The organism is Gordonia insulae, from assembly GCF_003855095.1.
Classification (GTDB): domain Bacteria; phylum Actinomycetota; class Actinomycetes; order Mycobacteriales; family Mycobacteriaceae; genus Gordonia; species Gordonia insulae.
On the sequence record NZ_CP033972.1, the window covers coordinates 1,091,919 to 1,106,042 of the forward strand.

Consider the following 14,124-nt stretch of genomic DNA (forward strand, 5'->3'; position numbering starts at 1 on the left):
CGACGGAGCCCGTCAGCCGGAGTGATGGCGGGGTGTGTAGACCAGGTCACCGGCGCGGCGCCGCACGGCCGTCGTCGCCGACGAACCGACGATGAGCAGCGTGCGCATGTCCACGATCTCCGGGTCCAGCGCGCCCACCGTGGTGGTCGTCAGTCGCTCCTCGGGTCCGCCCACATCCCGCCCGAGCACCAGCACCCGGTCCGCGGACGCCGACTCTAGCAGGATGTCCTTGAGCGCGCCGACCTGCCAACCACGGGCCGCCGACCCCGGGTTGTAGATGGCGACGACCAGATCGGCGGCGACCGCATGACGGATCCGATCGGCGATGACGTCCCACGGCTTGAGCCGATCCGACAGCGAGATCACCGCGAAGTCGTGACCCAGCGGCGCGCCCACGGCCGCGGCGACCGCACTCGCCGCGGTGACGCCCGGCGCCACCCGGATCGGCACATCGTGCCAGCGGGGCTCGGCGGCGACCTCGGCCACCGCTGCCGCCATGGCGAAAACTCCCGGATCGCCCGACGAGACCACCGCGACGCGCGCACCGCGGGTGGCGAGATCGAGAGCGAACTCCGCCCGCTCGGCCTCCACCCGGTTGTCGCTGGCGTGCACTCGTTGACCCGGTCGCGGAGTGACGCGCGCGAGGTAGGTCTTGTAACCGACCAGGTCGGTGGCGCGCGCCAACTCGGCCTGCACAGCCGGTGTGGTCAGGTCATCCGCACCGGGCCCCAACCCGACGATCACCACCTCACCGCTCACGCTCCCCACCACCTGCCGATGGGGGTTGTTCCGCGGTCCGGGCACCACCACCATCGAGAAGTACGGCACGTCTTGGGGATTCACCTCGGTCAACGGCAGAACGCGCTGCACCGATGTGGAGGCCCGTTCCACATACCATGCCTCGTCGGCACGTCCGGCGGCCTGCAGTGCGTCCCGCACGCGGACGAAGGTGCGCCCCAGCTTCAGCACGGCGATGGCATCGGCGGCCCGGAACCGAGCCGTCAACTCGGTCGCCGGCAGCGTGCCGGGCACCACGGTCAGCGTCTCGTCACCTTCCACGAGGGGGATGCCGACCGCGGCCGAGGTCGCACTCACCGACGTCACGCCCGGGATGATCTCGGCGTCGAACTCGTCGACGAGCCGCTTGTGCATGTGCATGTAGGAGCTGAAGAACAGCGGATCACCCTCGGCCAGCAACGCCACGTCGCGGCCGGCGCGCAGATGGGCGGCGAGACGTTCGGCGCTGTCGGCGTAGAAATCCTGCAGGGCGCCGGCATAGCCGCCCGGGTGGTCGGTGCCCTCGGTGGTCACCGGGTACATCAGTCGTTCCTCGACCTGGCCGTCACGCAGATACGGCGCCGCCACCGAGCGAGCGATGCTGTTGCCATGTCGCGCACAGTGATACGCGATCACGTCGGCGGCCCCGATGACCCGCGCCGCCTTCACCGTGACCAGCTCGCTGTCGCCGGGCCCCAGACCGACACCCCAGAGCTTGCCGGTCGAACTCGTGTCAGTCACAGATCTCACTCCTCGGGTGACGCGAGCGCGTTGATCGCCGCGGCGGTGATCGCGGAGCCGCCGCGGCGTCCGGTCACCGTGATGAACTCGAGGTCGGCGCGGGCGGCCAACGCAGCACACGATTCCGCCGCACCGACGAAGCCGACCGGGGCGCCGACGATCGCCGCGGGCCGTGGGGCGCCCGCGTCGATCATGTCCAGCAGCGCGAACAGTGCGGTCGGCGCGTTGCCGATCGCGACCACCGATCCGGCGAGGTTCGGTCGCCAGAACTCGAGGGCGGCCGCGGTTCTGGTGGTGCCCATCCGGACCGCGAGATCCGGCAGCGTGGGTTCGGACAGGTGGCACCGCACATCGTTGTCGGCCGGCAGTCGTTTGCGGGTGACCCCCGCCGCGACCATCGATGCATCGCACAGGATCGGCGCACCCGCACGGAGTGCGGCGCGTGCGGCATCGACGACACCTGCGGTCGCGACCACATCGTCGGTGAGGTCGGTCTGCCCGCATGCGTGGATCATCCGCACCACCACGCCGGCGACGTCGGGACCGAACGACGACAGGTCGGACTCGGCTCGGATGGTGGCGAAGGACTGGCGATAGATGGCGGCGCCGTCACGCAGGTAGTCGGTCATGGTGGCGCAAGCCTATCGACGGTGGGTGCGATACCCGCCGTCGGGATCGGCCTCGACACCGGTGTGCGGACCGGCCGGGGAACCGCAGCGCCGCCCGCAACCCACCCAGTGCTCACGCTCGTCCACGGGTTGTCCGTCGCGTACGCGCGCCAGCAGGTCATCCCGGACCGGGGCCAGCGCGTTGGAGCAGCCGGGTGCACCGACACAGCAGCTCACCAATGCCCACGGCGAGGTCGCGTCGAAGATCAGTCCCATCGGAGCGAGCACCCGGACGACGGTCTCGGCGACGCCCTCGTCCAGGTCGCAGAGCAGGATCTCCCGATCGGGCGTGACGATGATCGGGGCGTCGACGGCGGCCAGGAATTCGGCAAGGCGCGCGGGGATACGGCCCAGTTCCACCACGGCGCCGAGCAGGACCCGTCCGTCGTCCTGATCGAACCAGCCGACGATCGGGTCGGCGGGCGCCGGATCGGGCCCGCCGATGGGTGGGGCCAGGCGTGCCCTCGCCCGGGCGCAGAGTTCATTTCTCTGCGCGTCATCGAGATCGGCGACCCGCCAACTCCCGGGCGCGATGTCGATGAGGTCATGGACGACGTCGATCAGCGCGTCCACGACGTCGCCCGCTCCACGCGCCGAACCGACCGCGCTGCCGCCGACGAGCACGTCGGCCGCCATGTCGTCCGTTCCCGCCGAGACCCGGACCACCGCGCACACGTCGGGGTCGTGGCGCACGATGTCGCCGCGGCCGTCGTCGAGTCCGAACAGGAACCGACCGGACATACCGGCGGCGGCGACATCACCGCGCAACCGCTCGTCGAGCAACTCGGCCAACGGCGCGACGTCGGCGAGCCCGCCGATGCGGCCGGTCAACGGACTGACCTCGATGTTGCGGACCTTGTCATGCGTCGTACTCGGCGCGAGCCCGGCCTCGATGACGGCGTCCGCGACCGCGTCGACGTCGGTGATGCCGCGCAACTGCAGATTGCCGCGGGCGGTGAGGTCGAGATGGCCGTCGCCATGGGCTGCCGCGGCCTGGGCCAACAACTGCAATTGTTCGGCCCGGAGCCGACCGCCGGGCAGTCGCACGCGGGCGACTGCGCCGTCGGCGGCGGCGTGGGTGCTGAAGACACCGGGGCAGCGATCAGCGCCAACACGTGGGGCGGGCTCGGTCACGGTCTCCAGGGTAGGTGGCACCGCGGAAGCGAGCCGCCCGCCACCGGAACCAGGCCTCGCCACCGGGCCGATGATCGTCTCCCACTAGGCTGAACGCACCGAGAGCGGCAGAAGCCGGTGCAAGTCCGGCACGGTCGCGCCACTGTGACGGTGCACCCGATCATCGACCGGGATCACCGAAGTCAGACCTGCCTCTCGGGACAACCGACAGCACCATCGTCCACCGGCACCACCGACCACACGCACCGGGCGCGGATTCCCGGCGAGGAGACCCATGATCCTGTTGCTCTCGACCTCGGACACCGATCTCATCACCGCGGCCGCCGGCGGCGCCGACTTCGTGGGTGCCAACCCATCCCGCATCCTGGTCGACGACATCGGATCAATGTCTGCCGACGCCGACCTGATCGTCGTGCGCATCCTCGGTGGCATCCGGGCGTGGGAGGAGGGCCTGGCCGCCGTCGCGGCGACGGGCAAGCCGGTCGTCGTCTGCTCCGGCGAGCAGCAACCCGACCCCGATCTGATGGCGCGGTCGACCGTCCCCGCAGGCGTCGTCGCCGAGGCGCACAACTACCTCGCGGCCGGTGGCGTCGAGAACATCGTCAATCTGTACAACTTCCTGTCCGACACCGTGCTGCTCACCGGCCGGGGATTCGACCCGCCGCAGCAGACCCCCGCCTGGGGAATCCTGGAGCGCACGCAGCGCGCATCGGTAGAGGGCGCCCCGACCGTTGCCGTCCTCTACTACCGGGCCCAGCATCTCGCCGGCAACACGCGATACATCGACGCGCTGTGCTCCGCACTCGAGGACCGCGGCGCCCGCGCCCTGCCGATCTTCTGCGCCTCATTGCGGACCGCGCCCGACGATCTGATCGAGCTCCTCGGCACCGCGGACGCGCTCGTGGTGACCGTCCTCGCGGCCGGTGGCGCGACGCCGGCAACGGCATCGGCCGGCGGCGACGATGACGCGTGGAACATCGAACAACTCGCCGCACTCGACATCCCGATCCTGCAGGGCCTGTGCCTCACCGGTTCCCGCGCCGACTGGGCCGCGACCGACGACGGGTTGTCCCCCCTCGACGTCGCGACCCAGGTCGCCGTGCCGGAATTCGACGGCCGGATCATCACCGTGCCGTTCTCCTTCAAGGAGTTCGACGACAACGGGTTGCCCTGGTATCAGCCGGACACCGAGCGCTGCGCCCGCGTGGCCGGCATCGCGGTGGCCCACGCGCGACTGCGCACCATCGCGCCGGCGGAACGCCGTGTCGCCCTGATGTTGTCGGCTTATCCGACCAAACATGCGCGTATCGGCAACGCCGTCGGCCTGGACACGCCCCGCAGTCTGCTGCACCTGTTGACCGCGTTGCGAGCGGCCGGTTACGACATCGGCCCCGTCGCCGGACCCGACGCGATACCCGGGCTGGCCGAGGACGATTCCGATGCCCTGATCCACGCGATCGTGGAGAAGGGCGGCCAGGACGCCGACTGGCTCACCGAGGAATCGCTGAGCGCCAACCCGATCCGGGTCTCGGCCGACGACTACCGCCGTTGGTTCGCGACCCTGCCGGATGGACTTCGGGAATCCGTCGAGCACCACTGGGGACCCGCACCCGGTGAGCTCTTCGTGGACCGTTCGGCCAACCCCGACGGCGACATCGTCGTCGCGGCGATGCGGTTCGGCAACATCGTGCTGATGGTCCAGCCGCCCCGCGGCTTCGGCGAGAACCCGGTGGCGATCTATCACGACCCCGACCTGCCGCCATCGCATCACTATCTCGCGTCTTACCGCTGGCTCACCGGCCGCGATACCGGCACCGGCACCGACATCGCCGGCTTCGGAGCCGACGCGATCGTGCACGTCGGCAAACACGGCAACCTCGAGTGGCTGCCCGGCAAGACGCTGGGCATGTCGGCCGAATGCGGCACCGACGCCGCCCTCGGCGATGTCCCGTTGATCTACCCGTTCCTGGTGAACGATCCCGGCGAGGGCACGCAGGCCAAACGTCGGGCCCATGCCGTCCTCGTCGACCACCTGATCCCGCCGATGGCCCGCGCGGAGTCCTACGGCGACATCGCCCGTCTCGAACAGCTGCTCGACGAGCACGCGAACATCTCCGCCCTGGATCCGGCCAAGCTGCCCGCGATCCGCCAGCAGATCTGGACACTGCTGACGGCCGCGAAGATGGACCACGACCTCGGTCTGTCCGAACGTCCCGACGAGGACGTCTTCGACGACATGCTGCTGCACGTGGACGGCTGGCTGTGCGAGATCAAGGACGTGCAGATCCGCGACGGCCTCCACGTGCTCGGCTCGCCACCCGAGGCCGACGCGGAGGTCGACCTCGTCCTGGCGATGCTGCGGGCCCGCCAGCTGTGGGGTGGGAGCCAGGCGCTGCCCGGTCTCCGCGAAGCCCTGGGGCTGAACGAGGACGGCACCGCGGCGCGCGGCACCGTCGACGACGTCGAGGCCACCGCACGCGGTCTGGTGGCCGCCTGCGCCAAGGGGGAATGGACCGGGCAGGCCGTCGCGGACGCAGCAGACGGACACCCGGCAGCGGTCGCCGACGTCCTGGCCTTCGCCGCGACCGAGGTCGTGCCGCGCCTGCGCCGGACGACGCGTGAGATCGACCAGATCCTGCGGGCCCTCGACGGCAGGTTCATCGAGGCGGGTCCGAGCGGGTCACCACTGCGCGGCCTGATCAACGTGCTGCCGACCGGGCGCAATTTCTACTCCGTCGACCCGAAGGCGGTGCCGTCGCGGCTGGCGTGGGAAACCGGTCGCGCCCTTGCCGATTCGTTGGTGGAACGCTATCTCGGCGAGCACGGCGGGTACCCGGCGTCGGTCGGCCTGTCCGTGTGGGGGACGAGCGCGATGCGGACCTCCGGCGACGACATCGCCGAGGTGCTCGCCCTGCTCGGGGTGATGCCGGTCTGGGACGAGGCCTCTCGTCGCGTGGTCGATCTCGAACTCATCGACATCGCCGAGCTCGGCCGCCCGCGGATCGACGTCACCGTCCGCATCTCCGGGTTCTTCCGGGACGCATTCCCGCATGTGGTCACCATGCTCGACGATGCGGTGGCCCTGGCCGCCGCGGCCGACGAGTCCGACGAACAGAACTTCGTCGCCGCCCACGTGCGGGCGGCGATCGCCGACCACGGTGACCGCCGGCGGGCCGCGACCCGGATCTTCGGCTCCAAGCCGGGCACCTACGGTGCCGGCCTGCTGCAACTGATCGACTCCCGCGAGTGGCGGAGCGACGCCGACCTCGCCCGGGTCTACACCGAGTGGGGCGGTTACGCCTACGGCCGGGACCTGGCCGGCGTCCCCGCGGTCGACGACATGCAGGCCGCCTATCGGCGGATCGCGGTCGCCGCCAAGAACACCGACACCCGCGAACACGACATCGCCGATTCCGACGACTACTTCCAGTACCACGGCGGCATGGTCGCGACCGTGCGTGCGCTGACCGGATCCTCACCCGATGCCTACATCGGTGACAGCACGCGGCCGGATTCGGTGCGCACCCGCACCCTGTCGGAGGAGACGAGCCGGGTCTTCCGCGCGCGCGTCGTGAATCCCCGCTGGATCTCCGCGATGCAGCGTCACGGATACAAGGGTGCGTTCGAGATGGCGGCCACCGTCGACTATCTGTTCGGCTATGACGCGACCACCGACGTGGTCGCCGACTGGATGTACGAGAAGCTGACCGAGGCTTACGTCCTCGACGAGGACAACCAGCGGTTCATGCAGCAATCCAATCCGTGGGCGTTGCACGGCATCGCCGAACGCCTCCTCGAGGCCGTCGAGCGTGACCTGTGGGAGGAGCCGCCCGCCGACATGCTCGACCAGCTGCGCCAGGTCTACCTGCAGACCGAGGGCGACATCGAGGGCCGGGCGGACTGACATCGACGCCCCGATCCAGAAATCGGGTGAGATCGGGAGAAAAACGCGACATCCGATCGTTGAACGGGGTGATGGACCGGAAATGTCCGGTCAGAAAGGCAGAGTCCCCATGCGGATGTTCTATGTACTCGCCTATTTCGCACTCGAGATCGGTGCCTTCGTGGCGATGGCGCACTTCCTCGGAATCGGCTGGGCGGTGCTGATCACGCTCGGCGCGGTCGTCGCCGGCTTCGTCCTGCTCCAGCAGCAGGGCCGCAAGGTCTTCGCCGAACTACGGCGTGCCTCGCGCAACGAGGTCGATCCACGCGGTCCGCTCACCGACACGGCGCTCCTCGCACTGTCGAGCCTGCTCCTGGTGATCCCCGGCATCGTGTCCACGCTGGTCGGCGTCGTGCTGCTCATCCCGCCGGTGCGCCGGATGATGCGCCCGGTGGTCGCCGCCGCCGGAGCGCGTCGATTCGCCGCGTCGATGGATCGCGCCGGCCTGTACGCCAGCGGTATGTACGTGCGTGGCGGCACCGTCATCGACGGTACGGTCGTCGACGACGACGGCACCGTGGTGTCCTCACCCTCGCCGACCACGATCGTCGGACGCGAACTGCCGCGCGGCCACTGACCGGGGGCGTTGAGACCGGCGCCGATCCGCAGGGCACACTGGACACTCGTGACAACGGAACTGCTCCTCGGCGGCGTCGTCTATTCGCCGGCCGCACCGGACGCAACAGCGATGGCCGTCACCGACGGGACCGTCGTCTGGGTCGGCAGCGACGACGTCGGGCGCGCACTGCACCCCGACGCGCAGATCACTGATCTGCACGGCCGATTCGTCGCTCCCGGATTCGTCGACTCGCACGTACACCTCACCTCCACCGGCCTGGGTCTGGCCGGTCTCACCCTCAATGACGCCACCGATCGGTCCGACTGCCTGCGCCGGGTGGCCGAGTTCGCGGCGGTCACCGACGAGGGCGAGCTGATCTGGGGCCTGGGCTGGGACGACTCGGCATGGCAGGGTGTCGATCCCGACGAGGGCCGGTACCCGACCACCTCCGAGATCGATGCGGTCGTCGGTACGTTGCCGGTCTATCTCGCCCGGATCGACGAACACTCCGCGGTCGCATCGACCGCGCTCCGACGGCTCGTACCCGACCTCGCCGATGCGGTCGGACATCATCCCGAGGAGCCGCTCGTCGCCGAGGCCCATCACCTGGTTCGCGGCGCGGCACGCCAGCTCGTCACCGCTGCCCAGCGCACGCGTGCCCAGCGACGGGCCCTCGACCTCGCCGCCGCCCACGGTGTCGTCGCCGTTCACGAGAACGGTGGTCCCGACATCAGCGGCCTCGACGACTTCCTGTCGCTCGCCGACCTCGAGCATCCGGTCGAGGTCCGCCGGTACTGGGGTCAAGCCGTCGAGACCGCCGAGCATGCGCGGGAACTGCTCGCCATCAGCCGGGCGGACGCGCTGGCGGGCGACCTGTTCATCGACGGCGCCATCGGCTCGCACACGGCGTGGCTGACCAGTCCCTACACCGACGAACCCGGTCACACCGGGATCAGCTATCTCGACTACGAGACGATCCGTGACCACATCCGCGCCTGCACCGAGATCGGCGTGCAGGCGGGCTTCCACGTCATCGGCGACGCCGCGACCGAGTCGGTCGTCGCCGCGTTCGACGAACTGGCCACACAGCTGGGCACACCCGCCCTCGCACGGTGCGTCCATCGTCTGGAGCACGCCGAGATGGTCTCGGTCGCGCAGGCCGCGGTGCTCGCGCGGTGCGGGGTCGTCGCCAGCATGCAACCACTCTTCGACGCGGAGTGGGGCGGGCCGGGCGACCTCTACGAGCAGCGCCTCGGCCCGGAGCGCGCGGCCGGCCTGAACAACTTCGCCGCGCACGCACGGGAGGGCCTGGCCCTGTCGTTCTCCTCGGACGCCCCGGTCACCCCGATCGACCCGTGGTCGTCGATCCGTGCGGCCGTGCATCATCACCAGCCGCGCAACGCCATCTCCGCTCGTGGCGCCTTCGCTGCCGCGACGCGCGGCGGGTGGCGGGCGGCGGGGATCAACGACGGCCTCACCGGGACGCTGGTTCCGGGCGCGCCGGCGAGTTATGCGGTGTTCGACATCGACGATCTGGTGGTCGCGGGTTCGCACGCGAGCGTGCAGCGCTGGTCCACCGACCCCAGATCGCGGGTCCCGGCGTTGCCGGACCTCGCGCCGGAGGCACGGCTGCCACGCTGCGTGCGCACGGTGCACCGCGACCGGGTCGTGTTCGACGCCGGGATCCTCGACGGCGGTCCCGCGTGACGTGGACCCCGCCCGGTCGGGATCTCCTGCTCCGCACGGCGGCGGCCGCGTCCGCGGGTGTGGCGATGTGGGCATCGTTCCCACCGCGGAACCTGTGGTTCCTGGCAGTCCTGGGCCTCGGCGTGATGGCTGCGATTCTGGGCATCGGTCGACCACGTGCACGAACCGGTGCGTGGCTCGGGTTCGTGTTCGGCCTGGCGTTCTTCGTCCCCCTGCTGCCGTGGATCGGCGTCTATGTCGGACCGCTGCCGTGGCTGGCGCTCGCGGCGGTGCTGTCGGTCTACCTCGCGTTGTTCGGGGTGATGGCGACGGTGACCATGCGACTGCCGGTGCCGCCGGTGTGGTTCACCCTGGCCTGGGTGTTCGTCGAGGGCATCCGATCTGCGTTTCCGTTCGGTGGATTTCCTTGGGGGAGAGCAGCCTTCGGTCAGGTGGACGGACCACTGCTCCCGGTGGCGTCGGTGGTCGGTGCGCCCGGCCTGTCGGCCGCGGTGGCATTGCTCGGCGCGGCCATCGCATGGCTCTGCCAGATCATCGTCCGCGCGGTGCGCGATGGTGAGTACCACGGGCGTGCGATGGTCCGTTCCGCCGCGCTCGCGGTGGTCCTGGCGCTCCTCGGGCCGATCGCCGCGATCGCCCTGACCCCGGCCACCGTCGACCGCAACGTCGCCGCGTCGTCGATCCGGGTCGCCGCGGTGCAGGGCAATGTGCCCCGGCTCGGACTCGACTTCAACGCGCAACGTCGGGCCGTGCTGGACAACCATGTCCGCGAGACCGAGCACCTGGCCGATCAGATCCGCGCCGGCACCGCCGAACAACCCGACTTCGTGGCATGGCCGGAGAACGCGTCGGACATCTCGCCGCTGACCAACGCCGACGCCGCCGAGGAGATCACTGCCGCGTCGATCTCGGTCGGCGCGCCGATCCTGGTGGGCACGCTGGTGATGAACCCCGACGGACGACCCACCAACACCGTGCTCGTCTGGGATCAGGAGCGCGGCCCGGTCGACCGGTATGACAAGCACATCGTCCAGCCGTTCGGCGAGTACCTGCCGTGGCGTGGTTTCTTCCGCATGTTCTCGTCCTACGCGGACATGGCCGGCAACTTCCGGCCCGGGACGGGACCGTCGGCTCTCACTGTGCCCGGACGGTCCGGGGACGTGCGGGTCGGTGTCTCCACCTGCTGGGAGGTCGCCTTCGACCGATCCGCCCGCCAGGCCGTCGACGACGGCGCCCAGATCCTCTACGTCCCCACCAACAACGCGACGTTCGGCCGCACCGAGATGACCTACCAGCAGCTGGCCATGTCCCAGGTGCGTGCCGTCGAGCACGGGCGTGCCGTGGTCGTCGCCGCCACCAGCGGTGTGAGCGCGATCATCGATCCCGACGGGATGATCATCGCGCAGAGCGGCATCTTCACGCCGGATGTGTTGTCGAGCCGTCTGCCCCTGCATGACCAGAAGACCGTCGCCACCCGGTTGGGCGCCTGGCCCGAGATCGTGGCGATGATCATCGCGGCGCTGGGCTTTTTGTTCGCGCTGGGACGGCATACTAGGTTCTCATTCAGGCCACGCACTCCGCGTGGCCCGGATTCGGACAAAGCGTCCGCAGACCTGGCACAGCCGAATGGCCAGGTGGCGTCGAGGGAGCCGGCGGGGCCCAAGGATCAAGCAAAGGAGCTCGGTGGCATTGGGTAGTCCGACATCTGGGAACGATCAGCCGGAGAACATCCGTCCTGCCGACGACGCACAGTCCGTCGTCGGCGCGCAGGGCGGTCACGCGCTGGTCGTCATCCCGACATTCAACGAGCGGGAGAACCTGCCCACCATCGTCACGCGTCTGCAGGCTGCCCTGCCGGACATCCACGTGCTGATCGTCGACGACTCCAGCCCGGACGGCACCGGCGAGATCGCCGATCAGATCGCCGCCGACGACGCCGACAGCCGTGTCCACGTCCTACATCGGACCGAGAAGGACGGTCTGGGCAAGGCCTACCTGGCCGGCTTCGCCTGGGGTCTCGATCGCGAGTACGCGGTCATCATCGAGATGGATGCCGACGGCAGCCATGCTCCCGAGCAACTCCACCGACTGCTCGACGCCATCAATGGCGGTGCCGATCTCGTGATCGGCTCCCGGTACGTCCCCGGCGGGCGCCTGGTCAACTGGCCGAAGCGACGTGAGGTGCTGTCCCGCGGCGCCAACACCTACGCACGCCTGGCCCTCGGGGCCCGGGTCCACGACATCACCGCCGGCTTCCGGGCCTATCGTCGGCAGGTGCTCGAGAAAATCGCCCTCGAGTCGGTCGAGTCGGCCGGGTACTGCTTCCAGATCGATCTGGCCTGGCGGACCGTGCGCGCCGGGTTCGACGTCCGCGAGGTCCCGATCACCTTCACCGAGCGTGAGGTCGGGGAGTCGAAGATGAGCGGTGGTGTGATGACCGAGGCTTTCCTGATGGTCGCGCGTTGGGGGCTCGAGAGCCGGGTCGAACGATTCGGGGCGCGCAGACGGTGACCTCGCGGTCGGCGCCTGTGCGCCGGCTGCCCCCGACAACGCGAAACGGCCGGACGAGACGAGGTCTCATCCGGCCGTTGTCGACGTCGATCAGTTCGTGACGCCCTTGCGGCGCTGCTTGAGCAGGTCGAGGCGCTCGTTGAGCAACACCTCGAGTTCCTCCTCGGAGCGGCGTTCGAGCAGCATGTCCCAGTGGGTACGCGGCGGCTTCGTCTTCTTCTCCTCGGGCTCGGCGCCCTCGAGCAGAGTGCCCTCCATACCGTTCTTGCACGGCCACTTCGACGGCACCTCGGCGTCGTCGGCGAAGGGCACGTCGAAGATCTCACCGTTGTCGGTGCGGTACTGGACGATGCGTCGTGGTGCGAGGTCGTGATCGCGATCGGTTTCGTAGCTCACCGCACCGAGGCGGCTACCCCGAAGTACTCGATCTGCCATGGACAATTCCTCTCAACATTTCACGGGCATGAAAAACAGGGCCAACGGCCCGTTCGTCATCGCTCAACATATCTATTCTACGCGTTCCGACCGTTCGGCCGAGCACGCCACGTGGCGCGCCACCCGGAGGGCGCAGGTACGGTCATACCGTGGACGACCCCCGCCGACGCCCGTATTCCTGCGCGTGGTGTGGCCGCAGCATGATCGACTCCGAATCCGGACGACGCCGCAAGTACTGCAAACAGTCCTGTCGGCAGCGCGCCTACGAACAGAGAGCGCTCACCCAGGGCACATCTATTCCCGCGGATGCGGTGATCTTGACGGCCGCCGAGGCCGAGGACTTCGGTGACCGTCTCTTCGCGCTCCGATGTGCGGCCGAGGATCTGGTGACCGCGGTGTCCGAACGCGCCGACACCGCGACGCTCACCGGTCTCGGCGACGACCTCCTGAATCTCGCCCGGGAAGCCGAGCGCCTGCGGTGATCGTCCGCATCTTCGGCCTGTCCGCGGTCGTCACCGTCGCCGCACTCGTCGCCGCATTCCTCTATCAGGGGTGGACGGGCCTCGCCCTGTGCGCGATCCTCGGTGTCCTCGAGGTCTCGTTGTCCTTCGACAACGCGGTGATCAACGCCACCGTCCTCGAACGGATGAGCCTGTTCTGGCAACGGATGTTCCTGACCATCGGCGTCATCATCGCCGTGTTCGGCATGCGGCTGGTGTTTCCGCTGGCGATCGTCTGGATCACCGGCGGGCTCAACCCGGTCGAGGCGTTCGACCTGGCGATGAACCCGCCCGCGGGCGGCGCGGAGACCTTCCCGGACGGCAGTCCCAGCTACGAGACCATCCTGACCGACGCACATCCGCAGATCGCGGCGTTCGGTGGCATGTTCCTGTTGCTGCTGTTCCTCAACTTCGTGCTCGCCAACCGTGACCTCACCTGGCTGTCGTGGATAGAGCGGCCACTGGGCCGGCTCGGCCGGCTCGATCAGCTGTCGGTGGCCCTCGCGGCGATCCTGCTGGTCGTCGTCGCCGAATACCTGGTACCCGACGACGGTCGGTCGACCGTGCTCATCTCGGGCCTGCTGGGCCTGATCACCTACATCCTGGTCGACGGCCTCAGCTCGCTGTTCCAGCAGGAGCAACCGGGTGGAGGCGAAGCGGTGGCCGAGCCCACGCCGGCGGCCGGCCCGACGCGGGGTCCGACGCCGGTCACCGTCGCGGCCGGCAAGGCGGGCTTCTTCATGTTCCTCTACCTCGAGGTGCTCGACGCGTCGTTCTCGTTCGACGGGGTGATCGGCGCCTTCGCCATCACGCCCGACCCGATCCTCATCGCGCTGGGCCTCGGCTTCATCGGGGCGATGTTCGTCCGATCGATCACCATCTACCTGGTCCGGCAGGGCACGCTGGGGGAGTACCGCTATCTCGAGCACGGCGCGCACTGGGCGATCGGTGCACTCGCCGTGATCCTGTTGCTGAGCATCCATTTCCACATCAACGAGGTCGTCACCGGTCTGGTCGGGGTCGCGTTCATCGGGGCGTCGCTGGTGAGCAGCGTCCGCGCCAATCGCCGGGATCAGCGCCGCAAGCAGGAACGAGCGGCGGTGGGGGCGACACGCTGATCGCCTCGGTGGGCGACTGCCTGCCGATAGA

11 protein-coding genes are annotated in these 14,124 nt (G+C 69.4%); 7 read left to right on the forward strand and 4 right to left on the reverse strand.

What is annotated here, in order from left to right:
* Positions 1–12: 12 nt before the first annotated feature.
* Genes D7316_RS05005 through D7316_RS05015 form a run of 3 tightly spaced genes read right to left on the reverse strand, consistent with a single transcriptional unit; the run spans position 13 to position 3,329 of the window.
* Positions 13–1,527 (reverse strand): precorrin-2 C(20)-methyltransferase, encoded by a 1,515-nt coding sequence (locus D7316_RS05005; RefSeq protein WP_124707303.1) that lies wholly within the window; start codon positions 1,525–1,527, stop codon positions 13–15.
* Entirely contained in the window at positions 1,524–2,147 is a 624-nt protein-coding gene (locus tag D7316_RS05010; protein ID WP_124707304.1) for a precorrin-8X methylmutase, read from the reverse strand. Before D7316_RS05010 ends, D7316_RS05005 begins: the two co-directional genes overlap by 4 nt.
* 12 nt (positions 2,148–2,159) lie before the next feature.
* Positions 2,160–3,329: a precorrin-3B synthase gene (locus D7316_RS05015; RefSeq protein WP_408610066.1), complete on the reverse strand. Its 1,170-nt coding sequence runs from the start codon at positions 3,327–3,329 to the stop codon at positions 2,160–2,162.
* Between the two features lie 265 nt (positions 3,330–3,594).
* Between D7316_RS05015 and cobN the strand changes: the two genes are divergently transcribed.
* The 5 genes from cobN to D7316_RS05040 all read left to right on the forward strand — a co-directional run bounded on the left by cobN (position 3,595) and on the right by D7316_RS05040 (position 12,040).
* Positions 3,595–7,224, forward strand: coding sequence for a cobaltochelatase subunit CobN (cobN, locus tag D7316_RS05020; protein WP_124707306.1), 3,630 nt, complete (start codon positions 3,595–3,597; stop codon positions 7,222–7,224).
* A gap of 109 nt (positions 7,225–7,333) precedes the next feature.
* Complete coding sequence (locus D7316_RS05025; RefSeq protein ID WP_124711123.1) at positions 7,334–7,840, forward strand: FxsA family protein; 507 nt, start codon at positions 7,334–7,336, stop codon at positions 7,838–7,840.
* 48 nt (positions 7,841–7,888) lie between these two features.
* Positions 7,889–9,529, forward strand: coding sequence for an amidohydrolase (locus tag D7316_RS05030; protein WP_124707307.1), 1,641 nt, complete (start codon positions 7,889–7,891; stop codon positions 9,527–9,529).
* 65 nt (positions 9,530–9,594) lie between these two features.
* Complete coding sequence (lnt, locus tag D7316_RS05035; RefSeq protein WP_124711124.1) at positions 9,595–11,226, forward strand: apolipoprotein N-acyltransferase; 1,632 nt, start codon at positions 9,595–9,597, stop codon at positions 11,224–11,226.
* A 31-nt stretch (positions 11,227–11,257) separates the two neighbouring features.
* Positions 11,258–12,040: a polyprenol monophosphomannose synthase gene (locus D7316_RS05040; protein WP_232017130.1), complete on the forward strand. Its 783-nt coding sequence runs from the start codon at positions 11,258–11,260 to the stop codon at positions 12,038–12,040.
* A gap of 90 nt (positions 12,041–12,130) precedes the next feature.
* Here the strand turns inward: D7316_RS05040 and D7316_RS05045 are convergent, their stop codons facing one another.
* Entirely contained in the window at positions 12,131–12,475 is a 345-nt protein-coding gene (locus D7316_RS05045) for an RNA polymerase-binding protein RbpA (RefSeq protein WP_124707309.1), read from the reverse strand.
* A gap of 200 nt (positions 12,476–12,675) precedes the next feature.
* On the opposite strand from D7316_RS05045, the gene D7316_RS05050 reads away from it, so the two are divergent.
* Positions 12,676–12,957, forward strand: a complete 282-nt coding sequence (locus D7316_RS05050; protein ID WP_124711125.1) for a hypothetical protein — start codon at positions 12,676–12,678, stop codon at positions 12,955–12,957.
* Positions 12,954–14,093, forward strand: coding sequence for a DUF475 domain-containing protein (locus D7316_RS05055; protein ID WP_124707310.1), 1,140 nt, complete (start codon positions 12,954–12,956; stop codon positions 14,091–14,093). Before D7316_RS05050 ends, D7316_RS05055 begins: the two co-directional genes overlap by 4 nt.
* The last annotated feature ends 31 nt before the right edge of the window (positions 14,094–14,124 follow it).